Origin of the sequence: Polaribacter marinivivus, assembly GCF_042651285.1 — a bacterium.
In the GTDB taxonomy this organism is placed as follows: domain Bacteria; phylum Bacteroidota; class Bacteroidia; order Flavobacteriales; family Flavobacteriaceae; genus Polaribacter; species Polaribacter marinivivus.
Window position 1 is genome coordinate 717,277 of the sequence record NZ_JBHSCY010000001.1, and the last position, 21,942, is coordinate 739,218.

Consider the following 21,942-nt stretch of genomic DNA (forward strand, 5'->3'; position numbering starts at 1 on the left):
GAAATCCTCTCAAAATTGAGAGGATTTCTTTTTTAAACCTGTAACATTTTAAAAGTTTTTACTACATATATATACTTAATCTTTTAAGTATATTTACAGTACACTATTATTAACATTTAAAACTTTTATTATGCCACCATCGTTTTTTATTATTATATTTTTATCATTAGTTGTTCTTTTTGCAGCTTTTTTTATGGTAAAACAACAAACAGCTGCTATTATAGAACGTTTTGGTAAATTTCAAAGCATTCGTCATTCTGGTTTACAAATAAAAATTCCTTTAATTGATAGAGTTGCAGGAAGATTAAGTTTAAAAATTCAGCAATTAGACGTAATTGTAGAAACAAAAACGTTAGATGATGTATTTGTTCGTTTAAAAGTTTCTGTACAATACAAAGTAATTAGAGATAAAGTTTATGATGCTTTTTATAAATTAGATTATCCTCATGATCAAATTACTTCTTATGTTTTTGATGTAGTAAGAGCAGAGGTTCCAAAAATGAAGTTAGATGATGTTTTTGTGAAAAAAGATGATATAGCATTAGCTGTAAAAGCAGAGTTAAATGATGCTATGTCTGATTATGGATTTGATATAATTAAAACTCTAGTAACAGATATAGACCCAGATGCACAAGTAAAAGCGGCTATGAATAGAATTAATGCTTCTGAACGTGAAAAAATTGCTGCTCAATTTGAAGGAGATGCTCAACGTATTTTAATAGTTGAGAAAGCAAAAGCAGAAGCAGAAAGTAAGCGTTTGCAAGGGCAAGGTATTGCAGATCAAAGACGTGAAATTGCTCGTGGTTTAGAAGAGTCTGTAGAAGTGCTTAATAAAGTGGGTATTAACTCTCAAGAAGCCTCTGCTTTAATTGTAGTAACACAACATTATGATACTTTACAATCTATAGGTGAAGAAACAAATAGTAATTTAATTCTATTGCCAAACTCACCTCAAGCAGGTAGTAATATGCTAAATGATATGGTTGCTAGTTTTACTGCAAGTAATCAAATTGGTGAAGCTATGAAGCAGCAATCAAAGAAGAAAAAAGAATAATTTAAATAAAATTTTTATCTTGTAAACATGTTACAAGATCTAGAAAATTGGTTGAATAAGCCTTATTATTTTAATCCATCAATTAAATTTAAAAGTAAATTAAGTTTAGTTTTTGGATTTTTTGTTTTTAGTTTTCTTTACATTTTTGAGCCCTTTACACTTTCTACTTTTAAAGAATATCTTTTTGATTATACTTTAGGGATAGGGTTAGTAACATTCGTAGGAACTTTAATCGTTTTAATAATACCACCAATATTATTTAAAAACTATTTTAATGAAGATAACTGGACTATAGGAAGAAATCTTATCTACATTGGATTATGTATCATTTTTAATGGTACTATTTTATGGTTTTTTGGGCAATTATTTAAGCAAGAAACTAGCATAGAGCATATTAATTATTTTACTTTTATCTATTACACATTTCTGGTTAGTGCTTTACCATTAATCATATTTATCTCATTTAATGAAAAACGTATTAGAAAAAAGAGAGAAGAAACAGCTAAAGAAATTAATGATTTTAATAATGCAAAATTAGAAGTTAATTTACCACTAAAGAACGTTGTTATATCTTCTGAAAACAACAAAGAATCTTTTACAATTGAAGTAGAAAAGTTAGTTTATATAACTTCTGAAGGCAACTATGCTAGTTTTTTTATTATTAAAAATAATGAATTAAAAGAAAAAATTTTAAGGGTTACCTTAACAAAAATTGAGTCATTTTTAAAAGACTATGATTTTATTATAAGGTGTCATAAATCTTATATTATAAATACAAAGTATGTTAATGGGATAACTGGCAATGCAAGAGGTTATTTGTTAAAATGCAATATTTTAGATTTTTATATACCTGTTTCAAGAAAGTTTAGTAAAAAATCTTTGTTAACATTGGTTAAATAACCTTCCCATTTATCACAAAAAATTTAAAAACCTTCCCATTTATCACAATTTAAAGCAATTTTAAAGCTGCTTATATATATTTGTTAAAATTAATTAGTTGGGGGATTTAATTAATTTAAAACAAAAAGCGCAACTGTACAGTTGCGCTTTTTTATTTTTTTATTTTAAAGAATTACTTTTTTTCTTCTATTTTATCATCATTATCTTCTTCTTTAGAGGCTTTTTTAAATTCTTTAATTCCACCACCTAAACCTTTCATAAGTTCTGGAATTTTTTTTCCTCCAAATAATAATAGAACTGCTAGTGCAATTAAAATCCAAGAACCTCCACTTGGCATGCCTAATAAAAATATATGTAAAGTATTCATTTTCTTAATATTTAATAGTACAAAGATATAAAAAAAGCTTTGGTTTAATTTCTTTTTTGAATAATACCTCCTATTACTTTTTTATCTTTAATTAATTCAGGATTTCCTTTATAAAATATAGAACCTCCAAAACTTACTTTTGCTGTTAATGTTTCGCCTGCAAATATTTCTGCTTTTGCACCTGTACCTGCTTTAACAGTACTTGTATTTTCTGTTTTTAAATTAAAACCATGGTAAACACCATATAAATCTAAATTTACATCTTGGTGTTTTGTGGTACCAGATAATTTTATAATACCTCCAGAAGAAGTTTTTACTTCTATATACTTAGTGTTTACAACTAAATTAATTAATGCTCTTTCTTGAGAGTTTACAACTAATTTTTCTTGATTAATATCTTTTCCAGTAATAGTAGCTCCTTCATTAGCATCAATTACATCTATATTAGTAGAGTAAAATAACTTAACAATAACTTCTCCATCAGCTGAATTATTTTCTGGTTTTAAAGAAAAAGGAAGTGTTAATTTTAAAGTTTTATCTACATTTTTAATAGTTACCTTTTCAGATTTTTTACCTCTTATTTCTATCTTTTGTTCATTTGATTTTATTAACTCTACTTCTATACCATTAAAGACTTTTAATGTAGTAAAATCACCTAAATTTTGGCTAACTGTAGACTGAGATTGAGAAGCTACATGTACCAAAAGCATAAGTATAAAAAATATTTTTTTCATAATATTTAAGTTTGATGCTGATTGTAAATCAAAAAATGTACCAATATTTAACGAAGAAACTAAATTAATGTTATACTAGAAAGAATTTTTAACAAATACTTTCCCTTTAATTTTGATATCATTAGCTACAATTATTTTTGATATAGAATTAATTACAAAGGTTGGATTTTTACTAGTTAAAGAAACAAAAAAAGGATCTTGAAGATATGTTGTGAAAATTTCAAATAAAGATGTTGGTTTTGTAAGAAGCTCTTCTAATGAACAATAATTTACTTTAGAAAATTCTGAAGTATCATTATACATATCATCATCTATTTTAATTTCACTTTTTACAACATCGTAAATGTCATTTAATTTTAATAAAAATGCTGCTTTTGTAATTTCTATAGTAAAATCTTTTGTTTCAGAACTAGTTGTAAATCTTCCGAAGTTAAGGCCATCATTATAGGCGATATCATCTTGATTAATAGATATATTATCTATTAAAATACTTTTAAAGTTAGTTAGAATACTCACAGTAATCTAATTTATTTAACTTTAACAGCTGTGCCTGTAATAGAAACTATTAATGTTGCAGAATTAGCTAAAGGTTCTACATCTATTTGAATACCAACAACTGCATTTGCACCTAATTTTATAGCGTTATCTTTTAAATTTTGAAAGGCTTTTTCTTTTATGTTTTCTAATCCTAAGGTGTAAATTTCTCTATATTTAGACATACTAAACATATCTTTAAAAGACATTTTTTGTCCATTTGAAGTATAACTAGAATCATAAGCTGTACCTGTTACAATCCCTAAATAATCAACTATTTTAAAATTTTCTATGTTATGTGTTGTAGTTAAAATCATATTAAAAAATTACTCTTCAATTAAATTAAAGTCTAAATGTTTACGTTCTAAATCTGTCTTTTTTACTTGTACTTGAACATTATCTCCTAATTGATACATCTGTTTTGTAGATTGCCCAACAATAGCATATTGTTCTTCATCGAAAATATAATAATCACTTTTTATATCTCTAATTCTAACCATTCCTTCACATTTATTTTTGGTAATTTCTACATAAATTCCCCATTCTGTAACACCAGTAATAACACCATTAAAAATTTCATCTTTGTGATCTTGCATGTATTTTACTTGCATATATTTAATAGAATCACGTTCAGCTTTACTAGCTAATTCTTCTCGTTTTGAAGAGTGTTTACATTTTTCTTCATAAACTTCTTGTTTTGCGCTGTTTCCTCCATCTAAATAATGTTGTAGTAATCTATGTGTCATTACGTCTGGATAACGTCTTATAGGTGATGTAAAATGGCTATAGTAATCAAATGCTAATCCATAATGACCTATATTTTGAGTGGTGTACACTGCTTTAGACATAGAACGTATTGCAAGTGTTTCTATCATATTAGATTCTGCTTTTCCATGAACATCACTTAATAATTGATTCAATGAATCTGATGTGGATTCTCTAGTATCAGTATTTATTTTGTACCCAAATTTACTAATGATGTTTTGTAAAGAAGCTAATTTTTCTATATCTGGTTCATCATGCACTCTGTATACAAAAGTTTTGTTTGATGGCTTCCCTCCTTTTGATTTACCTATAAATTCAGCAACTTTTCTATTAGCTAATAACATAAATTCTTCAATTAATTTATTAGCATCTTTTGCTTCTTTAAAATATACTCCAACAGGATTTGCAGCTTTATCTAAATGAAACTTCACTTCTACTCTATCAAATGAAATTGCTCCTTGTTTCATTCTCTTCTTTCTAAGTATTTTAGCTAATTCATCTAATTTTAAAATAGCTTCAACTATAGCATCATCCACTTTATATTCTTTACCTGTTAAAGAAACATTAGCTGGAACAATATTATTTTTATTTTCAATAATTACTTGTGCTTCTTCATAAGCAAATCTTTTATCTGAATAGGTTACAGTTCTACCAAACCATTGCTTAATAATTTGTGCTTTTTCATTGATTTCAAACACTGCTGAAAAAGTTAATTTTTCTTCATTTGGTCTTAAAGAACAAACACCATTACTTAACATTTCTGGTAACATAGGTACTACTCTATCTACTAAATATACAGAAGTTGCTCTTTCATAAGCTTCTGCATCTAAAATAGTTTTTGGTTGTACATAATGTGAAACATCTGCAATATGAATTCCTATTTCATAATTACCATTTTCTAATTTTGTAAAAGATAAAGCATCATCAAAATCCTTTGCATCTTTTGGGTCTATAGTAAAAGTTAAATCACTACGCATATCTCTACGTTTAGTAATTTCATCTTTGGTAATCTCTATAGAAAGTGTTTCTGCATCTTTCTCAACTTCTGATGGGAATTCGTAAGGTAAATCGTACTCTAATAAAATAGAATGCATTTCTGTATTATGATCACCAGGTTTACCTAAAACTTTAGTGATTTTACCAAAAGGATTTTTAGATTTTTCTGGCCAATCTATAATTGTAGCTTGTACTTTATCTCCATGTTCTGCTCCATTTAATTTAGATTGAGAAATAAAAATGTCTGCATACATCTTATTACTATCTGGTAATACAAAACCAAAATTTTTATTTAATTGTAATACGCCAACAAAATCAGATTTTGCTCTTTCTACAACTTCAACAACATCTGCTTCTAATTTATTAGATCTTCTTTTTTTATAGACATATACTTTAACCATATCTCCATGTAAACCTTTACCTAGATTTACATTTGGTACAAAAATATCTTCTTCGTAATCATCAGAAATAAAATAACCATTTCCATTAGAGGTAATATCTAATGTTCCTAAAGAATATTTACGATCTTCATTAATTTGAAACTTTCCTCTATCTACTTCTTTTATTTTTTTATTAGCTGTAAGTTCTGCTAATTTTTTTAAAATTTGGGTTTTTCCATCTGTATCAGAAATTCCCATTTTTGAAGCTATTTGCTTGTAATTGTAGAACTTATCACTATCTTCATTTAGAATTTTAAAAATATTTCTTGTTAAATCTTTAATAATTCTTCCTTTCTTTTTAAAAATTTTTTTCTTCTTTCTTGGCATAAATGCATTTACTTGTTTTGAAGTAACCAAATTACAACTATTTAAACTTAAATTGTTTAAATAAGATAAAAGTTAAAGAAATCTTAAAAATTTTGTAACGTTTTCTAAATTATTACGTCTTTAATATAAGAACAAGTAATTTACAATGAAAAACTTACGTAAAATAATAGCATTTTTTGCAATGATATTTATTGCAGGGATTTATTTAGCTGTAAGAACTGTAAATACTTCTTTACAACAAAAAGAGACTCCAAAAGAAACTGTCGAAATTCAAAAAGACACCACTTATCTATTAAAATCAGAAAAGAAAATAAAAACAGTATAAATCATTTTTAGATTTTCACTTATCAACATTCTTTATTATTATATTTTTCTTTTTATAAATTTTTAAAAAACTACAATGTTTATAATAGCTTGTGAATAGTTACTATAAAAATTAAATATTTTATTTTATTATTTGAGTTATTAAAAAACATTGACAACTTATTAGTTATTTAAATAGTTAAAAATCAATATAAATTTACCTTTATTAACAATTGTTATTAACAGCTATTCACTTATTTTTCTCATAAGTATTTTAATTTTTAATGTAAACAAATGGTAAATTTTATGTTGATAAACTTTTATGAAAATAGAATAATAAAATTTGCATATATCATTCTATCCCTTGTATTGTAATTATTTTTTTATTCACCAAAAAAAGTTTCGAGTTTTTAGTGATAAGTTCTTAACATTAACTTAAAATAGTTAAATCATTAAAAAATAAGAGGTTATTAAATATTAATAAATTTTAAATGTTTATAACTGTTGATAACCGTTAATTTCTATATTTTTGCAGTATACAATACAATTAAAATCAACATATTATGACAATTGCCATTGGTAATGATCACGCAGGAACTGAATATAAGTTCGAAATTATAAAACACCTAGAAAACCAAGGATACACTGTTCTTAATTTTGGAACAGACACTAATGATTCTATGGATTATCCTGATGCAATTCATCCAACTGCAGATGCTGTTGAATCTGGTAAAGCTGCTTTAGGAATTATCTTATGTGGTTCAGGTAATGGTGCTCAAATGACTGCAAATAAACATCAGGGAATTAGAGCTGCTTTATGTTGGAATAAAGAATTAGTTGAATTAACAAGACAACATAATAATGCGAATATTTTAACTATTCCTGCACGTTTTGTGTCTTTACAACAAGCTTTAAGTTTTGTAGATGTATTTCTTTCTACAGAGTTTGAAGGAGGAAGACATGAAAATAGAGTAAATAAAATTTCTTGTGCTGGCTAATGGATTTTCAAGTAAAATCTTTTAAAGAATTAACAGTAGATGAATTGTATGCTATTTTACAATTACGATCTGAGGTTTTTGTTGTAGAACAAGATTGTGTATATCAAGATATTGATTATAAAGATCAAAAAGCCTTACATGTACTTGGTTTCAAAAATGACAAGTTAATAGCCTATACACGTATTTTTAAACCAGGAGATTATTTTAAAAACTCTAGTATAGGTAGAGTAGTGGTTACAAAAGATGAACGTAAATATGGTTATGGACATGAAGTAATGAAAGTATCTATAAAAGCAATAAAAGATTATTTTTCTGTTACTACTATTACTATTTCTGCTCAGAAATATCTTACTAAGTTTTACGAAACACATCAGTTTACACAAGTAGGAGAGGAGTATTTAGAAGATGGTATTCCTCATATAAGAATGGATAGAAAATAAAAAAGAGGAATATTAATTCCTCTTTTTTATTTTATTCTTCAGATTCTTTAGAGCCAAATATTCTTTTCTTAAATACAGAAAATAAACCTACAGCACCTATTGCAATAAATTTCCAAAATTTTAAAAGTAGTGCAAAAAATCCAGCTTTAGCAAGAAGTTTACCTGCAATTAACCCTCCAATTCCATAAGCTGCAACTTCATCTATATCTGGATTAAAATCTGCATATTTATTACCAGCTGTAAAATGTACACTATTTAAAATCTCGTCTACATCATTATTAAATTTTGGTAAAACATCAATAGTACCAATTGCATTTAAATTTAAATAACCTTTTCTACCTAACACTCTTATATTATAATTAAGAGTGTTTAATTCTTCACCCTCAAAACTTAATTCTTTAGCCCAGTGTAATTTTTTATTTTTATCATCATAAAAAGGTTTAGAAGCCCAACCCACAAGATCAATTTCTGGGTAACCTAATTTTTTTCTTTCAGGGTTTGCTGCATTAGTATCATCTTGCATTTCTTCTAAAAGATCATCATAATCTAAATCTTTTGCATCTTCATCATCTATATAACCTTCATTAGAATACGTAATTTCAACAGCATAAGTAAAATCATCACTAATTGGGGAAATTTCTTCTGGTAATAAAAGGCCTAATACTTCTGATGGAGGATTACCCCATAAATCTGAAAGTACATATTTACTTTGCTCAGCATTTAAAAATTTATATCCTTTAGGAATATCAATTTCAGCAATACCATTTTCTAAAGAAATTTTTCCATATTCGTACTTAAAAGTACTATTGATACTATCAATTACTCTTTGATATTCAATTTCTTGTTCTTTAGTGATTTCATCATTATTTTCTTGACAAAAAGTTACTGTTATAGTTAAGCATAATAGTATGCTAGTAAGTAAATTTCTCATAAAAGGTTTTTTGGTTAGGTGCAATTATACAAATAATCAATGTAAAATTTTAAAACTATAAAATTTTTATTGTCACAGAAAAAATATCTTTAATTGAGGTTAAACTCATATTTTTTTCAGAAAACTTTTGATCTGTATAAGAAGTATACTGTGTAATTGGTTCTATACAAACCATATTATCAACCTCTGTCCAAAGCATAAAATTATTGAAACCTTTTGTTGTAATTTCTAAATGAGGTTTATCAATATTTTTTAGCACTATTGTATCTGTGTTTAAAATAGGAAAAGCACTAGAACCAGCTTTATAAACATCTTGTAAAGTATAAATTTTATGATCTGATTCAAATGTTTCTTTACCTGTATTTGATAATAAAAATGCTGGATGATAACCCAACATAAAAGGCATTTCTTTTTCTGAAAGAATTACAAAATCTATTTTTAATTCACTGTTTTCAATTTTAAAATGTTTTTCAAAACTAAAATCAAAAGGCCATGTTAAAAACTCTTCTGAAGACTTCTCTGGAAACTTACTGTTCTTAATTTTTGTATTCGCTTTATAATCTTTTTTAAAGATTGCAGTAACTTCATTATTAGAAATTAATTGGTAATCTAATTCTCTTAACAATCCATGCTGATCTTGAATTGCATCGTCTTTTTTAGTATGCACTCTAAAGTTATTTTTTGCAGTAGGACCAATAATAGGAAACATTTCATCATCACTTTTACGCCAACCTTTATTTCCTTTTTGATGAATAAATTCAACACCATTAACAGTAAAACTTACCAATTCACCATTATCAATTTTTACTAAAGAGTTATCATTTCTTAAGGTTATCATAGATTATAGATTTGTTCAAAAATAATATAAAAAGCAGTTGAATTTGTTAGGAAAATCTTTTTTGTTTTTTGTAACTTACATCACTTTAAAAAACTAAAATTTAGCAAAGATTTATGGCGACAGATAAAGAAAAACAAGCAAAGCTTAAAGCATTACAACTTACACTAGATAAGTTAGATAAAACTTATGGTAAAGGCTCTGTAATGAAAATGGGAGATGCAGTAGTAGAAGATGTAGATGCAATACCATCTGGTTCTTTAGGTTTAGATTTAGCATTAGGTGTTGGTGGTTACCCAAGAGGAAGAATTATAGAAATCTATGGTCCAGAATCTTCAGGTAAAACTACTTTAACAATTCATGCTATAGCAGAAGCACAAAAAGCAGGAGGTATAGCAGCTTTTATTGATGCAGAACACGCTTTTGATCGTTTTTATGCAGAGAATTTAGGTGTAGATATTGATAACTTAATTATCTCTCAACCAGATCATGGAGAGCAAGCTTTAGAAATTGCAGACAATTTAATTAGATCTGGAGCTATTGATATAGTTGTTATAGATTCTGTTGCTGCTTTAACACCAAAATCTGAGATTGAAGGTGAAATGGGTGACTCTAAAATGGGTCTTCATGCACGTTTAATGTCTCAAGCATTACGTAAATTAACAGGTACTATTTCTAAAACAAACTGTACAGTTATTTTCATTAACCAATTGCGTGAGAAAATAGGAGTGATGTTTGGTAATCCAGAAACTACTACTGGTGGTAACGCACTTAAATTTTACGCTTCTGTTCGTCTAGATATTAGAAGAAGAACGCAAATAAAAGATGGAGATAGAGTTATTGGAAACTCTACTAAAGTTAAAGTGGTAAAAAATAAAGTTGCACCACCTTTTCAAACAGCAGAGTTTGATATTATGTATGGAGAAGGAATTTCTAAGGTTGGTGAAATTTTAGATATAGGTGTAGAGTTAGGAATCATAAAGAAAAGTGGTTCTTGGTTTAGTTATGGTGAAACCAAATTAGGACAAGGACGTGATTCTGTAAAAGGATTAATTAAAGACAATCCTGAATTAATGGAAGAACTTGAAAACAAAATAAAAGACGCTATTGAAAATCAAGATTAAGTTTTAAAAAGTTCTATTATTTATATAAGGCTGCTTTAGAATTATTTTCTAAAGCAGTTTTTTTATTCTTTAGATAACACTTTAACTAACCATAAAATAAGATAAGCACCCACACCAAAACCAGCCAACAATACTGTTAACACAAAAAATATTCTAATATTTTTAGCAGTAAATTGTGTTTTTGTACTTAACCATTCGCATACACCTAAAAGCATAGTTTTAAATTTTTAATTATTATTTTTATAAGGAGGTAATTGCAAGACCAACTGTTCAATCTTTTTAACAATTTCTAATCTATTTTTAGTCTTAAGTTCAAAATAGGGTTCTTCCCAATCACCTTCGTAATTTATATTTCCTTTTTTATTGGTTGTTTTTATTAGGTTTAGAACACGTAAATGAAAAAAACCATTAGCATCATTTTCTGGTTTAAAATCTAAATTGATAGCCCTCATTAATTGATGATTTTCAATATGTAACAATGAGCTAGCATCTAAATATTGCATAGTTTCATTAGAAGGGTCTACTTCGTAAAATAAATTCCATTCTATTAACCAACCAGAAGTAATTCTTAAAGGTTGTAATTCAATTTCACTCATCATTAAACGCCTGTACTTCCAAAACCTCCAGAACCACGTTCAGTTTCACTTAAAACATCAACTTCTTGCCAAGTAACTCTTTCGTGTTTTGCTATGACTAATTGCGCAATTCTTTCACCATCATTTACCACAAAATCTTCGTTAGATAAATTTACTAAAATTACACCTATTTCACCTCTATAATCAGCATCTACAGTTCCAGGACTATTTAGTACAGTTATTCCTTTTTTTGCAGCCAAACCACTTCTTGGTCTAACCTGAGCTTCAAAACCTTGAGGTAGTGCAATAAATAAACCTGTTTTAACAATAGCTCTTTCTAAAGGTTTTAGAGTTATGGCTTCTTCAATATTAGCTCTTAAATCCATGCCTGCTGCACCATCTGTTTCGTAAGCAGGTGTTATGTGTTTTGATTTGTTAATGATTTGTACGTTCATATGTTATTCTTAATCTTTAGTTATTATTTCTTTCCATTTATCAGATTCAGCAAACTCTTTGATTATTTGATTTCTTTTTATCAGTAAATTTTCCATATATTTTTTTAAAAATACACTATCTGCAATTTTACCAAGAATCCCAAAAGGAGAGACATAAATAAAAATATCTTTCATTAAAGTTCCTTTTTCTTTATCAGAAAAAATATGTTCATGTTTAAAACTATGAAATGCACCTTTCTGCATTTCATCACAAAAGTATGTTGGATATTTATAAGATGTAATTTTAGATGTTAAGTTTTGGTAAAAACCAAGATGTTTAGCCCTCCAAGTAACACTTTCGTTAAACTCTATTAGTCCTTCTGTTTTTCCAGCAATAGCTTTTTCGTTTGTGTGTTTAGTTGAAATTTTATGTAAATCAACACTTCTTGAGAGGTTAAAAACAATTTCTTTATTTGCATTTATAAATGTTTCAATAACTATTTTCGGCATTTTTATTTGCTCATTTAATCATATAAAAACTCAATTACTTCTAAAAATTCACTCTTCCAAAAAGCTTCATTATGTTTGCCTTCAGCAACTATTTTTGACTTTAAATTGTCTTTTGGAAATCCTATTTCTAATAATAATTTTTCCATGTTTTCTGTATCTGGCACCATAGAATCTCCTTCTTTACCACCTACTAATAAAAACAATTTAGTGTTTTTTAAATTCCCTTTTGCTTTTGCAAAAGTGTTTACTTTATCAGAAAACCAAAAAGAGGTAGATAAAGCACCTATTTTACCAAAAATTTCAGGATGCTCTAAACCACCATAAAAAGAGATTAAACCACCTAAAGAACTACCAATTATAGCTGTCTCATTAGCTTCTGGTTTGGTTCTGTAATTTGCGTCTATGTATGGTTTTAATTCATTTGCTAAAAAATTGATATAAATAGCACCTTTTCCTCCTCCATATTTTTCATGTTTCCAAGGTGTATATTCTTCAATTCTTTTTTCACCTCCATTTTCTATCCCTACAACTATAAATCCTTTTCCTGTTTTGTTATAATAAGAATTCAATGTTTCATCAATACCCCATTCACCCACAAAAGATGTTTTGTCATCAAATAAATTTTGAGCATCATGCATGTAAATTACTGGATATTTTTCTGAAGAGTTCTTGTAATTTGGAGGTAAATACAACCAAACTTTATGAAAAATATCGTTTAAATCTTTAATCAGAAATTCTTTCTCTAAAATAGAAACATTATCAGACTTTGTAGATTTTCTTTCCTCTTCTTTAGGTGATTTAATTGCTGTTTTTTCAATATCTTTTTTACAAGAAACAATGAAAAAGAAGGTTAAACAAGCAATTAAAAAAGGTTTCATATTTTGATTGATTTATCACAAATATAATAATTCGAAATCCTATTTAAAGCTAGTAAATAGTTTTCTTACTTTTGAAAAATAATTTTAGATATATGAGCGAACATAAAAAAATAGCTGTTTTTGGAGGAGGAAGTTGGGCTACAGCTATCGTTAAAATGTTAACTGAAAATTTAGATACTGTAGGTTGGTATATGCGAAATGAGCAAGCTATTGAACATATTAAGAAAAACTTTCATAACCCAAAGTATTTAAGATCTGCAGAACTAAAGGCATCACAGCTAGATTTGTCTTCAGATATAAATAAAATGATTACGAATTATGATGTACTCATTTTTGCAATTCCTTCTGCTTTTTTAACTCAAGAATTAGAAAAAGCAACCATTTCTTTAACTAATAAAATTGTCTTTTCTGCAATTAAAGGTATTGTTCCAGAGACAGGATTAATTGTAGGCGAACATTTTCATCAAGAATATAATATCCCTTTTCAAAATATAGGGGTTATCACAGGACCTTGTCATGCAGAAGAAGTGGCAATGGAACGTTTGTCTTATTTAACAGTGGCTTGTCAAAATGAACAAAATGCAAAAGACATGGCTAAAGCTTTAGAAAGTTGGTATATTAATGTAAAAACTTCTGATGATATTATTGGAACAGAGTATGCAGCTATGTTAAAAAACATTTATGCAATAGCTGCAGGTATAGCTCATGGTTTGGGTTATGGAGATAATTTTCAGTCAGTTTTAATGAGTAATGCCATTCGTGAAATGAAACGTTTTATAAAGAAAGTGCATAAAATGAAACGTAACATTAACAACTCTGCATACTTAGGTGATTTATTAGTAACAGGTTATTCTACCTTTAGTAGAAATAGACAGTTTGGTAACATGATTGGTAAAGGCTATACTGTAAAATCTGCTCAAATTGAAATGAGTATGATTGCAGAAGGGTATTATGCAACTAAAAGTGCTTATAAAATTCAACAAGAAAAAGGTGGCAAAACCCCTATTATACAAGCTGTTTATAATATTTTGTATGATGACAAAGACCCTAAAAAAGAATTTAAAAAGTTGACGGTTAAATTAGATTAATTGTTTAATTTTGAACAATTAAATTTAATTTTAAACTTTTGTTATGAAAACAATACAAGAGGTTGTTGAAAGTACCATTAGAAAAACACCTTTTATAGAAGAGGCGTTAAATGAAAAATTAATAAACGTTTCTTCTTTAGCAAGAATAATACTTCCTGAAGTATCGCAAACATTAAAGAAAGAAGTAAAAGTTGGTGCAGTTATGATGGCTATTAATAGGCTTTCTCCTGCAAGTGAATTACGTATTCGTAAAAACATAAAAAAACTAGCTTTAGATTTAGGTGATGTTATTGTAAGATCTGACTTATGTGATTTTACTTTTAAAAATACGACTTCACTCTTAAAAGAAATTGCAAGAATATTGACAAAATCTTCAGAAAGTCAAGATTACTTTTTAACGGTGTCACAAGGTATTTTTGAAACCAATATTGTTACCAGTAAAAACTTAAGACCTTTTGTTGAAGAAATTTTTGATAATGAAACTTTAACCAATAGTATGCTAGATTTAGCATCTATAACCATAAAGCTTCCAAAAGAAAATCAAGAACAATCTGGTATTTATTATTTTATTTTAAAGCAATTGGCTTGGGCAGATATTCCTTTACAAGAAATTATTTCTACAACTAATGAAATGACAATTGTAGTTAAAGAAAAAGACATCAATCAAACATTTGCCATTTTAATGGATATGAAATTAAACTAATTCATGGCAAAAAACGATCCTTATGCTGCACTAAGAATTAGAGAGTTTAATATTTTTTTATTTGTACGCTTTCTTTTAGTTTTTGGTTGGTCTATGCAATTTATTGTTATTGAATGGCAAGTATATTCAATTACAAAAGATCCACTTTCTTTAGGTATCATAGGGTTAATGGAAATTATTCCTGCCTTTACTATGGCATTATTTGCAGGTCATATTGTAGATCAAAAAGAGAAACGAAATATGCTGTTAAAATGCACAGCAGCTTTTTCTTTTATTAGTTTAGGATTGTATTTTTTTACATCAGATTATGTCACAAACAACTATGAAATCAATACCATTCTTTACGGTATTTATGCTCTGGTATTTTTTGGTGGATTTTTACGTTCGTTTTTTGGACCTACTATTTTTTCTTTAGTTGCTCTTTTGGTTCCTAAAAAAATCTATCATAATGCAGCAACTTGGAGTACAAGTACCTGGAAATTAGCATCAGTAACTGGAGCACTTGGTGGAGGTTTTTTCATAAGCTGGATTGATGTAGACAACACATTATTATTGATTTATATTTTAGTAATACTTTCTTTAATTTTTACTTTTTTAATTAAGAAAAAACCCATTTTAAATACAAAAATTGGAGAACCTATAAAAGAAAGTTTAAAAGCAGGAGTAAAGTTTGTTTTTGAAAACAAGGCAATTTTAGGAGCATTAACTTTAGATATGATTGCTGTTTTGTTTGGTGGAACTGTAGCTATTTTATCTGTCTTTGCTCAAGATATATTAAAAGTTGGTCCAGAAGGTTTTGGAATGTTAAATGCATCTATTTCTATAGGTAGCATTGCAACCATGTTTTTAACAACCTACATACCAATTAATAGAAATACAGGTAAAAAGATGTTAATCTCTGTATTTATTTTTGGGGTAAGTATCATTGCTTTTGGTTTATCTTCTATTTTCTGGGTAAGTTTATTAGCCTTGTTTGTAAGTGGTGCTGCAGATGGAATTTCTATGGTCATCAGACAAACGATTCTTCAATTAAAAACTCCAGATGAAATGAGAGGTAGAGTCTCTTCTGTAAACTCAATGTTTGTGGGTTCTTCTAATGAACTAGGTGCTTTTGAAAGTGGCTTAGCAGCTAAATTAGTGGGGCCAGTTGCAGCTGTTGTTTTTGGTGGAACCATGACTATTTTAACAGTAGTTACTACTGCAGCAGTTAGCCCAACAATTAGAAATTTAGATTTAACAGAAGATATTAAAGCTTCTGAAATTGAAGATTAATTAAATTTTGGAAGCGTTCTGTAATTGCCTAAGCTTAGCGTCCAATCATAATTGGCAAATTTTAGTTTTTTTGGTTTTTTAGGCACAATATTATATTCTTTTAAAATTTTACAAGCACCAGATTTTCCTCCAAAATCTGCCCTAAACCAAGACATTAACGCAACAGATGTAGCTGTTTTTGTTTCTTTATTAAATGTAGTTTGTTCCTTTAAATATTCTTTAGTCATAAAATCTAATTGTTGATTTAATTTTTCTGGTGAATAAACAGCTACAGGAGGACAGCTTTTTGCACCACAATTTAAAGCAAAGTGAATTCGCCAATCTATATCATCTACACGTAATTTACGTTCCCATTTTGCTCTAAAAGGAGTTCTTAAATAGCCCCAACTTAACTTACATCTTGATTTTCTAATAATTCCATGTTCTATATCATCAAAAGACAATATTTCTCCAGCTATTTTTATTCTTTCATCAGAAAAAAATGAACCTCTATTTTTATATAAATCAGGTTTTTCAGATAGAGAAATCTGAATAAAAGCATTGTAAATGTTTACCCAAAAAGCAATTTTTTGAGTATCTGTTGAAAATTGATGAATAAGTTCGTTTAAGGTAGATTTTTCAAGAATTTTAACTTGTTTTTCATACGACTTTCCATCAATAATATTTTGTAAAAGTACTTCTGATACTTTTTGATAATTTACTTTTTCTTGTGAAAAGACTGAGCTAGATATAAAAAAAAAGAATGTGTAAATAAAAAGTTTCATATAAAATTACGTAAGTTTAAAAAGTGAAAATTTCTATAATTATTCCTACTTATAACGAAAAAGAAAACCTTCTTAAAAGGTTGTCGTTTTTATGTAAACAAGCTAACAATTATCCTATAGAAATTATCATTGCTAACTCACCAGAAACTACAGATGATTCATCTAAAATTTGTGCTAAAAAAAATAAAGTTAGGTTTTTAAATTCGATAAAAAAAGGAAGAGCAGCACAAATGAATTTTGGAGCTTCTAAAGCCAAAGGTGATATTTTTCTGTTTTTACATGCAGATGTACAATTACCAAAAGATTTTTACACACAAATAGATAAAGCCATAAAAGCGGGTCATAAAGCAGGTTTTTTTGCCTATCAGTTTGATAAAGAATCTTCGTTATTAAACTTTAATAGTAGGTTTACAAAAAAAGATGGATTATTTGCTGGAGGTGGAGATCAATGTCATTTTTTTACAAGAGAAACTTTTGAAAAATTAGGAGGTTATGATGAAGATTTTTGTATTATGGAAGACTTTGAAATGATAGATAGAATTAGAAAACAAAATATCCCTTTTACAATAATTCAGTCTAAGGCTATTGTAAGCGCAAGAAAATATGAAGATAATAGTTGGTTAAAAGTAAACCTGATTAATGGCTATGTTTTTTTAAAATATAAACTAGGAGTACATCCTATGAAACTGAGAAAAACTTATAAGAGTTTATTAAGAGAATCAGTCTAATATTTTAGTCGGTAAACCATCTATACTTTCTTGGTTTTTTTCTGTCCAATATTCTTTAATACCTTTTTTTCCTTTAGAAGACGCCCAATCATTTAACTCTTCTCTTTCGCCTTTATATTCAAAAAAAGGAATAGACATACCACAAGAAGTTTGTGCAGATTCTATGGTAATATCAAATATTTGTCTAGTACCAGGTGTTTCTGGGAAAAAACCAATTAACTCATTCCATCCATCATCACCTTCCTTTATTTCTTTACCTTTTCCATATAATCGTAAAATATTTGGAGCACCTTCAAAAGAACAAAACATCATTGTTATTCTTTTATTTTCTAATAAATGAGCAGCAGTTTCATTTCCACTTCCAGTTACATTTAACCAAACTACTCTATTTTCATCTAAAACACGAAAAGAATCCATCCCTTTTGGCGATAAATTAATACGACCATTATTTGGTGCTGTAGCCACAAAAAATATTTTTTGTGCTTCTATAAATTTCTGAATTCTTGATGAAATTTTTGTGTAGAATTTTGCCATTTTAAAGCGTTTTAGGAAATCAAATTTACGAAATATGAATTATAGTTTCTGATATTAATTGTTACCTTTAACCCAAATAAACTACTTATTCATGGAATACGGATTTTTATCAGTAATACCACCAATTATAGCCATAATTTTAGCATTAAGAACCAAACAAGTATATATTGCTTTATTATTTGGTATTTGGTTTTCTTGGTTAATTATAAAAGGTTGGCATCCTTTAGAAGGTACTTTAGCAATGATTGAAGGAATGGTAAATGTATTTCAATCTAAAGGAAACACAAGAACAATCATATTTAGTGCTTTAGTGGGTTCTTTATTAGTGTTTATTCAATACTCAAGAGGTGTAGAAGGGTTTATTAACATTATCAACAAAAGGTTAGTAAAATTAGAGGCAAAAAAATCTGGATTTGCTAGAGTTATGGTCCAAATTTTAGCCACTATTACAGGCCTTTTATTATTTGTAGAAACTAGCATTTCGTCTTTAACAGTGGGTACTTTATACAGACCAATTTTTGATAAATTAAAAATACCAAGAGAAAAACTAGCTTATATAGCAGACTCAAGTTCTGCTCCATCATCAATTTTAATTCCCTTTAACGCTTGGGGAGCATTCATTATGGGATTATTACTTACACAAGGTATAGATAAGCCTTTTTCAGTAATGATTGCTTCAATTAAATATAATTTTTATCCATTATTAGCTATCGGAATTTTATTCTTCATCATACTATCTAAAAAAGATTTTGGCTTAATGAAAAAAGCTGAACAACGAACTAAGGAAACAGGATTATTAATGAATAAAGGTTCTAAACCTATGGTTTCTGATGAAGTTACTTCTTTTCCTCCTAAAGAAGGAATACCTGCAAGAGCTTATAACATGATAGTTCCTTTATTGGTAATGGTTTGTATGATGCCTATTAATTTGATTTACACTGGCTGGAACAATGTAGAAAAATATTCAACTACTTTCGATCATATAAAACAAGCAATTGGAGAAGGTTCAGGTTCTTCTTCTGTTTTATATGCAGTAATAACAGCTATTCTTGTAGCTATTACTATGTATTTTGTACAAGGAATTTTAAAACCCAAAGATGCTGTAAATTTAACTTTAAAAGGGATAAGTGAGTTAATGCCATTAGCACTTTTGATGTTGTTAGCTTTTGCTATAGGTGACGCTTGTAAAGCATTAGATACAGGAAATTATGTAGCGAATATTACAGAAAGTTGGTTGTCTCCAGAATTATTACCTGCAGTAGTTTTTGTGGTAAGTTCTTTTATTGCTTTTTCTACAGGAACTTCTTGGGGTACATTTGCAATTATGATGGCTATTTCTGTACCAATGGCTAATATTCATGGAGCAGACATTACCATTGTTGTAGCTGCAACTTTAGGAGGAGGTATTTTTGGTGACCATTGTTCACCAATTTCAGATACTTCTATTATTTCTTCTATGGCTTCAGCAAGTGATCATATAGACCATGTAAAAACACAATTACCTTATGCTTTGTTTGGTGGCTTAATAACAACTTTATTGTATTTGATTATTGGGTTTTTAGGGTAATGAATTTTAAGTAATGAAATTATATTTATTAATATTTTTTTTAGGTTTATTTCTTTTATATAGAGGGAAACTACTTATGAATAAATTGGAAGAAAAAAGAGATTCTAAAAAAGATAATTCAGGAGTATTTTTTCAAATAGATTTTTTAATGCTTTATTCTGGTTTTATCCTAACTATTACTTCATTTTTATTTATTCTATTTAGCTAAAACTCCACGCTTATTTAACTCAGGTATCATTCGTAAAGCACCTTCTTTAATAGTGTTTGCTTCAAAAGTAAAAGTTTTGTCATATAAAGTGTTTCCTTCAAAAAAAGTAACTTGAAACCTGTTAGAAAGAGAAAATAATTCAGGTTGAATGAGTTCTACTTTAGCAAAAGAATTTGCAGGTAATTTTTCTAATTTTTTACGCAATAAAGAAGTGGTTTTAGTTTTAGAAAAACCTTGTGAAACAATCACAACCATTTCTATATCTACGTTCTTTTTATTAATGATATACACATTCCAATCATCAGTTTTGTAGATATCATTGTATTCGTAAACAATGGCCATTTCTACATCAGTAACTTCAGGTATTTGGATGTCTTTTTTCAAAAAACTAGTCTTTTGTGAAAGTTAAAATTTTGTCACCATCTTTATTTAAAAAGACCAATGTATTAGTTTCTATTAAATAAGTATTTATACTTGAAACCAATAGGCTAAATGCATCAGGTATTTTCATTTCTTGACACATCATTTTTGTTTCTCCAAAAGGAGAAAATGTAATTGAATTTTTATCAATTGAATTAATTGAAGAGAAAAAACGGTTACATCCATTAGTGCCACTAATATTGTTTCCTTCAATTTTTATAAAAGGAATATTGTTAAAATCTTTTATATCAGATTTTGAAAATCCTTTCATATCAGAAAGGTTCCATTTACCTTTAATTATTTTTAAAAAATCCTTTTCAGTTTTTTTATTTTCAGGTTGCCCAATGCAAGAGAGCATAAGTAAAGAAAAAAATAAAAAAAAGGCATTTTTCATTTTAAATAATAGATTTAAACTGGTCTAAGAAACGTTTATCGTTTTCGTAAAACATTCTAATATCTGGTATTTGATATAGTAACATTGCAATACGTTCTATACCCATACCAAAAGCATAACCAGAATATTTTGTTGGGTCTATATTACAGTTGGTAAGTACGTTTGGATCTACCATTCCACAACCCATAATTTCTAACCAACCTGTACCTTTTGTAATTCTATAATCAGTTTCAGTCTCTAATCCCCAATAAATATCTACTTCTGCACTTGGCTCTGTAAATGGGAAGTAAGAAGGTCTTAATCTAATTTTAGATTTACCAAACATCTCTTTAGTAAAGTATAAAAGTGTTTGTTTTAAATCTGCAAAAGAAACATCAGTATCAATATACAAACCTTCTACTTGATGAAAAATACAGTGAGCTCTAGCAGAAATGTCTTCGTTTCTAAAAACACGACCAGGAGAAATAGTTCTTATTGGAGGCTCGTTATTTTCCATATAACGAACTTGCACAGAAGATGTATGTGTACGTAATAAAATATCAGGATTTTGTTCAATAAAGAACGTGTCTTGCATATCTCTTGCAGGATGATATTCAGGTAAATTTAAAGCAGTAAAATTATGCCAATCATCTTCTATTTCTGGTCCTTCAGAAACTGTAAAACCAATTCTATTAAAAACCTCAATAATTTGATTTTTTACCAATGATATTGGATGACGAGACCCTAATTCAATAGGTTCTGCTGGTCTAGTTAAATCTCCATAAACACCTTTTTCTTCAACAGCATTTTCTAAAGCATCATTTAGTTCTGCTACTTTATTTTCTGCAGAACTCTTTAAATTATTTAAAGCCTGTCCAAAATCTTTACGTAACTCAGCATCAACATTTTTAAACTCAGCAAACAAACCTTTGAGTAAGCCTTTACTACCTAAATACTTAATTCTAAAAGCCTCTACTTCTTCTTTTGTTGTTGCAGAAAATGCATTAACATCACCAATCAGTTCTTTTACTTTATCTAACATTTTTAAATAAAATTTGGGTACAAATTTAATCTTTTTTAAAGAGTTTTGATTTCATTTTTAGAATAAATACACGAAACCAAACGAAATCGATTGAAATC

28 protein-coding genes are annotated in these 21,942 nt (G+C 27.9%); 11 read left to right on the plus strand and 17 right to left on the minus strand.

From position 1 onward, the window contains the following. Nucleotides 1–130: 130 nt before the first annotated feature. Together ACFOWD_RS03340 and ACFOWD_RS03345 are read left to right on the plus strand one after the other, a co-directional pair. Nucleotides 131–1,054 carry an SPFH domain-containing protein gene (locus ACFOWD_RS03340; RefSeq protein WP_298990609.1) on the plus strand — a complete coding sequence of 308 codons (924 nt, stop codon included), beginning with the start codon at nucleotides 131–133 and terminating at the stop codon, nucleotides 1,052–1,054. Nucleotides 1,055–1,081: 27 nt separating this feature from the next. After that, nucleotides 1,082–1,954 (plus strand): LytTR family transcriptional regulator DNA-binding domain-containing protein, encoded by an 873-nt coding sequence (locus tag ACFOWD_RS03345; RefSeq protein WP_377408100.1) that lies wholly within the window; start codon nucleotides 1,082–1,084, stop codon nucleotides 1,952–1,954. A 172-nt stretch (nucleotides 1,955–2,126) separates the two neighbouring features. Here the strand turns inward: ACFOWD_RS03345 and tatA are convergent, their stop codons facing one another. The 5 genes from tatA to rnr form a co-directional block, all read right to left on the minus strand. Then, on the minus strand, nucleotides 2,127–2,321 hold the full coding sequence (gene tatA, locus ACFOWD_RS03350) for a twin-arginine translocase TatA/TatE family subunit (protein ID WP_298990613.1): 195 nt from the start codon (nucleotides 2,319–2,321) through the stop codon (nucleotides 2,127–2,129). Between the two features lie 44 nt (nucleotides 2,322–2,365). After that, nucleotides 2,366–3,055, minus strand: a complete 690-nt coding sequence (locus tag ACFOWD_RS03355) for a head GIN domain-containing protein (protein WP_377408103.1) — start codon at nucleotides 3,053–3,055, stop codon at nucleotides 2,366–2,368. Nucleotides 3,056–3,130: 75 nt separating this feature from the next. Next, entirely contained in the window at nucleotides 3,131–3,571 is a 441-nt protein-coding gene (locus ACFOWD_RS03360) for a hypothetical protein (RefSeq protein ID WP_377408105.1), read from the minus strand. An 11-nt stretch (nucleotides 3,572–3,582) separates the two neighbouring features. Then, nucleotides 3,583–3,906 (minus strand): heavy metal-binding domain-containing protein, encoded by a 324-nt coding sequence (locus ACFOWD_RS03365; protein WP_377408107.1) that lies wholly within the window; start codon nucleotides 3,904–3,906, stop codon nucleotides 3,583–3,585. Between the two features lie 9 nt (nucleotides 3,907–3,915). After that, entirely contained in the window at nucleotides 3,916–6,117 is a 2,202-nt protein-coding gene (gene rnr, locus ACFOWD_RS03370) for a ribonuclease R (protein WP_377409602.1), read from the minus strand. 145 nt (nucleotides 6,118–6,262) lie between these two features. Here rnr and ACFOWD_RS03375 point away from each other — a divergent pair, with 145 nt between their 5' ends. From ACFOWD_RS03375 to ACFOWD_RS03385, 3 genes are all read left to right on the plus strand, one after another. After that, nucleotides 6,263–6,442 (plus strand): hypothetical protein, encoded by a 180-nt coding sequence (locus ACFOWD_RS03375; protein WP_377408109.1) that lies wholly within the window; start codon nucleotides 6,263–6,265, stop codon nucleotides 6,440–6,442. Between the two features lie 541 nt (nucleotides 6,443–6,983). Continuing rightward, nucleotides 6,984–7,418, plus strand: coding sequence for a ribose 5-phosphate isomerase B (gene rpiB, locus ACFOWD_RS03380; protein WP_377408111.1), 435 nt, complete (start codon nucleotides 6,984–6,986; stop codon nucleotides 7,416–7,418). Next, complete coding sequence (locus tag ACFOWD_RS03385) at nucleotides 7,418–7,858, plus strand: GNAT family N-acetyltransferase (protein WP_377408113.1); 441 nt, start codon at nucleotides 7,418–7,420, stop codon at nucleotides 7,856–7,858. Before rpiB ends, ACFOWD_RS03385 begins: the two co-directional genes overlap by 1 nt. A 31-nt stretch (nucleotides 7,859–7,889) precedes the next feature. Here the strand turns inward: ACFOWD_RS03385 and ACFOWD_RS03390 are convergent, their stop codons facing one another. Both ACFOWD_RS03390 and ACFOWD_RS03395 read right to left on the minus strand, forming a co-directional pair. Next, nucleotides 7,890–8,789: a DUF2167 domain-containing protein gene (locus tag ACFOWD_RS03390; protein WP_377408115.1), complete on the minus strand. Its 900-nt coding sequence runs from the start codon at nucleotides 8,787–8,789 to the stop codon at nucleotides 7,890–7,892. A 55-nt stretch (nucleotides 8,790–8,844) separates the two neighbouring features. Beyond that, on the minus strand, nucleotides 8,845–9,627 hold the full coding sequence (locus tag ACFOWD_RS03395; RefSeq protein ID WP_377408117.1) for an aldose 1-epimerase: 783 nt from the start codon (nucleotides 9,625–9,627) through the stop codon (nucleotides 8,845–8,847). A 113-nt stretch (nucleotides 9,628–9,740) separates the two neighbouring features. On the opposite strand from ACFOWD_RS03395, the gene recA reads away from it, so the two are divergent. Next, the gene (gene recA / locus ACFOWD_RS03400) at nucleotides 9,741–10,748 is read left to right on the plus strand and encodes a recombinase RecA (protein ID WP_377408119.1); all 1,008 of its coding nucleotides are present in this window, start codon (nucleotides 9,741–9,743) and stop codon (nucleotides 10,746–10,748) included. A 62-nt stretch (nucleotides 10,749–10,810) separates the two neighbouring features. Here recA and ACFOWD_RS03405 read toward each other — a convergent pair whose 3' ends face one another. From ACFOWD_RS03405 to ACFOWD_RS03425, 5 genes are read right to left on the minus strand one after another with little or no spacing between them, the layout of a single operon-like run. Then, on the minus strand, nucleotides 10,811–10,963 hold the full coding sequence (locus tag ACFOWD_RS03405) for a PspC domain-containing protein (protein WP_298990628.1): 153 nt from the start codon (nucleotides 10,961–10,963) through the stop codon (nucleotides 10,811–10,813). Nucleotides 10,964–10,975: 12 nt separating this feature from the next. Continuing rightward, nucleotides 10,976–11,347 carry a hypothetical protein gene (locus ACFOWD_RS03410; RefSeq protein ID WP_377408121.1) on the minus strand — a complete coding sequence of 124 codons (372 nt, stop codon included), beginning with the start codon at nucleotides 11,345–11,347 and terminating at the stop codon, nucleotides 10,976–10,978. Continuing rightward, nucleotides 11,347–11,778 carry a dUTP diphosphatase gene (gene dut / locus ACFOWD_RS03415; protein ID WP_298990633.1) on the minus strand — a complete coding sequence of 144 codons (432 nt, stop codon included), beginning with the start codon at nucleotides 11,776–11,778 and terminating at the stop codon, nucleotides 11,347–11,349. Before dut ends, ACFOWD_RS03410 begins: the two co-directional genes overlap by 1 nt. A gap of 9 nt (nucleotides 11,779–11,787) precedes the next feature. Further along, nucleotides 11,788–12,267 carry an SRPBCC family protein gene (locus tag ACFOWD_RS03420; RefSeq protein WP_377408123.1) on the minus strand — a complete coding sequence of 160 codons (480 nt, stop codon included), beginning with the start codon at nucleotides 12,265–12,267 and terminating at the stop codon, nucleotides 11,788–11,790. 14 nt (nucleotides 12,268–12,281) lie between these two features. After that, nucleotides 12,282–13,145, minus strand: coding sequence for an alpha/beta hydrolase (locus ACFOWD_RS03425; RefSeq protein WP_377408125.1), 864 nt, complete (start codon nucleotides 13,143–13,145; stop codon nucleotides 12,282–12,284). A 92-nt stretch (nucleotides 13,146–13,237) separates the two neighbouring features. On the opposite strand from ACFOWD_RS03425, the gene ACFOWD_RS03430 reads away from it, so the two are divergent. Genes ACFOWD_RS03430 through ACFOWD_RS03440 form a run of 3 tightly spaced genes read left to right on the plus strand, consistent with a single transcriptional unit; the run spans nucleotide 13,238 to nucleotide 16,208 of the window. After that, nucleotides 13,238–14,233 (plus strand): NAD(P)H-dependent glycerol-3-phosphate dehydrogenase, encoded by a 996-nt coding sequence (locus ACFOWD_RS03430; RefSeq protein ID WP_377408127.1) that lies wholly within the window; start codon nucleotides 13,238–13,240, stop codon nucleotides 14,231–14,233. A 43-nt stretch (nucleotides 14,234–14,276) separates the two neighbouring features. Further along, complete coding sequence (locus ACFOWD_RS03435; RefSeq protein ID WP_377408129.1) at nucleotides 14,277–14,936, plus strand: hypothetical protein; 660 nt, start codon at nucleotides 14,277–14,279, stop codon at nucleotides 14,934–14,936. Between the two features lie 3 nt (nucleotides 14,937–14,939). Beyond that, the gene (locus ACFOWD_RS03440) at nucleotides 14,940–16,208 is read left to right on the plus strand and encodes an MFS transporter (RefSeq protein WP_377408131.1); all 1,269 of its coding nucleotides are present in this window, start codon (nucleotides 14,940–14,942) and stop codon (nucleotides 16,206–16,208) included. Here the strand turns inward: ACFOWD_RS03440 and ACFOWD_RS03445 are convergent. Further along, entirely contained in the window at nucleotides 16,205–16,972 is a 768-nt protein-coding gene (locus ACFOWD_RS03445) for a DUF547 domain-containing protein (RefSeq protein ID WP_377408133.1), read from the minus strand. The two genes, ACFOWD_RS03440 and ACFOWD_RS03445, sit on opposite strands and share 4 nt — an antisense overlap. Before the next feature lie 23 nt (nucleotides 16,973–16,995). Here ACFOWD_RS03445 and ACFOWD_RS03450 point away from each other — a divergent pair, with 23 nt between their 5' ends. Next, on the plus strand, nucleotides 16,996–17,700 hold the full coding sequence (locus ACFOWD_RS03450; RefSeq protein ID WP_377408136.1) for a TIGR04283 family arsenosugar biosynthesis glycosyltransferase: 705 nt from the start codon (nucleotides 16,996–16,998) through the stop codon (nucleotides 17,698–17,700). On the opposite strand, the gene ACFOWD_RS03455 is transcribed toward ACFOWD_RS03450, so the two are convergent. After that, nucleotides 17,692–18,234, minus strand: a complete 543-nt coding sequence (locus ACFOWD_RS03455; RefSeq protein ID WP_377408138.1) for a pyridoxamine 5'-phosphate oxidase family protein — start codon at nucleotides 18,232–18,234, stop codon at nucleotides 17,692–17,694. The two genes, ACFOWD_RS03450 and ACFOWD_RS03455, sit on opposite strands and share 9 nt — an antisense overlap. 91 nt (nucleotides 18,235–18,325) lie before the next feature. Between ACFOWD_RS03455 and ACFOWD_RS03460 the strand changes: the two genes are divergently transcribed. Beyond that, complete coding sequence (locus tag ACFOWD_RS03460) at nucleotides 18,326–19,801, plus strand: Na+/H+ antiporter NhaC family protein (protein WP_377408140.1); 1,476 nt, start codon at nucleotides 18,326–18,328, stop codon at nucleotides 19,799–19,801. 196 nt (nucleotides 19,802–19,997) lie between these two features. Here ACFOWD_RS03460 and ACFOWD_RS03465 read toward each other — a convergent pair whose 3' ends face one another. The 3 genes from ACFOWD_RS03465 to pheS are packed head-to-tail and all read right to left on the minus strand — an operon-like array spanning nucleotide 19,998 to nucleotide 21,844. Continuing rightward, nucleotides 19,998–20,393: a hypothetical protein gene (locus ACFOWD_RS03465; protein WP_377408142.1), complete on the minus strand. Its 396-nt coding sequence runs from the start codon at nucleotides 20,391–20,393 to the stop codon at nucleotides 19,998–20,000. 4 nt (nucleotides 20,394–20,397) lie between these two features. Beyond that, nucleotides 20,398–20,823, minus strand: coding sequence for an META domain-containing protein (locus ACFOWD_RS03470; protein WP_377408144.1), 426 nt, complete (start codon nucleotides 20,821–20,823; stop codon nucleotides 20,398–20,400). Nucleotide 20,824: 1 nt separating this feature from the next. Then, entirely contained in the window at nucleotides 20,825–21,844 is a 1,020-nt protein-coding gene (gene pheS / locus ACFOWD_RS03475; RefSeq protein WP_298990657.1) for a phenylalanine--tRNA ligase subunit alpha, read from the minus strand. Nucleotides 21,845–21,942: the final 98 nt, after the last annotated feature.

Coding starts and splice junctions, on each gene's coding strand:
- ACFOWD_RS03340 (WP_298990609.1), top strand. CDS start 131: ATGCCACCATCGTTTTTTATTATTATATTTTTATCATTAGTTGTTCTT.
- ACFOWD_RS03345 (WP_377408100.1), top strand. CDS start 1,082: ATGTTACAAGATCTAGAAAATTGGTTGAATAAGCCTTATTATTTTAAT.
- tatA (WP_298990613.1), bottom strand. CDS start 2,321: ATGAATACTTTACATATATTTTTATTAGGCATGCCAAGTGGAGGTTCT.
- ACFOWD_RS03355 (WP_377408103.1), bottom strand. CDS start 3,055: ATGAAAAAAATATTTTTTATACTTATGCTTTTGGTACATGTAGCTTCT.
- ACFOWD_RS03365 (WP_377408107.1), bottom strand. CDS start 3,906: ATGATTTTAACTACAACACATAACATAGAAAATTTTAAAATAGTTGAT.
- rnr (WP_377409602.1), bottom strand. CDS start 6,117: ATGCCAAGAAAGAAGAAAAAAATTTTTAAAAAGAAAGGAAGAATTATT.
- ACFOWD_RS03375 (WP_377408109.1), top strand. CDS start 6,263: ATGAAAAACTTACGTAAAATAATAGCATTTTTTGCAATGATATTTATT.
- rpiB (WP_377408111.1), top strand. CDS start 6,984: ATGACAATTGCCATTGGTAATGATCACGCAGGAACTGAATATAAGTTC.
- ACFOWD_RS03385 (WP_377408113.1), top strand. CDS start 7,418: ATGGATTTTCAAGTAAAATCTTTTAAAGAATTAACAGTAGATGAATTG.
- ACFOWD_RS03390 (WP_377408115.1), bottom strand. CDS start 8,789: ATGAGAAATTTACTTACTAGCATACTATTATGCTTAACTATAACAGTA.
- ACFOWD_RS03395 (WP_377408117.1), bottom strand. CDS start 9,627: ATGATAACCTTAAGAAATGATAACTCTTTAGTAAAAATTGATAATGGT.
- recA (WP_377408119.1), top strand. CDS start 9,741: ATGGCGACAGATAAAGAAAAACAAGCAAAGCTTAAAGCATTACAACTT.
- ACFOWD_RS03405 (WP_298990628.1), bottom strand. CDS start 10,963: ATGCTTTTAGGTGTATGCGAATGGTTAAGTACAAAAACACAATTTACT.
- ACFOWD_RS03410 (WP_377408121.1), bottom strand. CDS start 11,347: ATGATGAGTGAAATTGAATTACAACCTTTAAGAATTACTTCTGGTTGG.
- dut (WP_298990633.1), bottom strand. CDS start 11,778: ATGAACGTACAAATCATTAACAAATCAAAACACATAACACCTGCTTAC.
- ACFOWD_RS03420 (WP_377408123.1), bottom strand. CDS start 12,267: ATGCCGAAAATAGTTATTGAAACATTTATAAATGCAAATAAAGAAATT.
- ACFOWD_RS03425 (WP_377408125.1), bottom strand. CDS start 13,145: ATGAAACCTTTTTTAATTGCTTGTTTAACCTTCTTTTTCATTGTTTCT.
- ACFOWD_RS03430 (WP_377408127.1), top strand. CDS start 13,238: ATGAGCGAACATAAAAAAATAGCTGTTTTTGGAGGAGGAAGTTGGGCT.
- ACFOWD_RS03435 (WP_377408129.1), top strand. CDS start 14,277: ATGAAAACAATACAAGAGGTTGTTGAAAGTACCATTAGAAAAACACCT.
- ACFOWD_RS03440 (WP_377408131.1), top strand. CDS start 14,940: ATGGCAAAAAACGATCCTTATGCTGCACTAAGAATTAGAGAGTTTAAT.
- ACFOWD_RS03445 (WP_377408133.1), bottom strand. CDS start 16,972: ATGAAACTTTTTATTTACACATTCTTTTTTTTTATATCTAGCTCAGTC.
- ACFOWD_RS03455 (WP_377408138.1), bottom strand. CDS start 18,234: ATGGCAAAATTCTACACAAAAATTTCATCAAGAATTCAGAAATTTATA.
- ACFOWD_RS03460 (WP_377408140.1), top strand. CDS start 18,326: ATGGAATACGGATTTTTATCAGTAATACCACCAATTATAGCCATAATT.
- ACFOWD_RS03470 (WP_377408144.1), bottom strand. CDS start 20,823: ATGAAAAATGCCTTTTTTTTATTTTTTTCTTTACTTATGCTCTCTTGC.
- pheS (WP_298990657.1), bottom strand. CDS start 21,844: ATGTTAGATAAAGTAAAAGAACTGATTGGTGATGTTAATGCATTTTCT.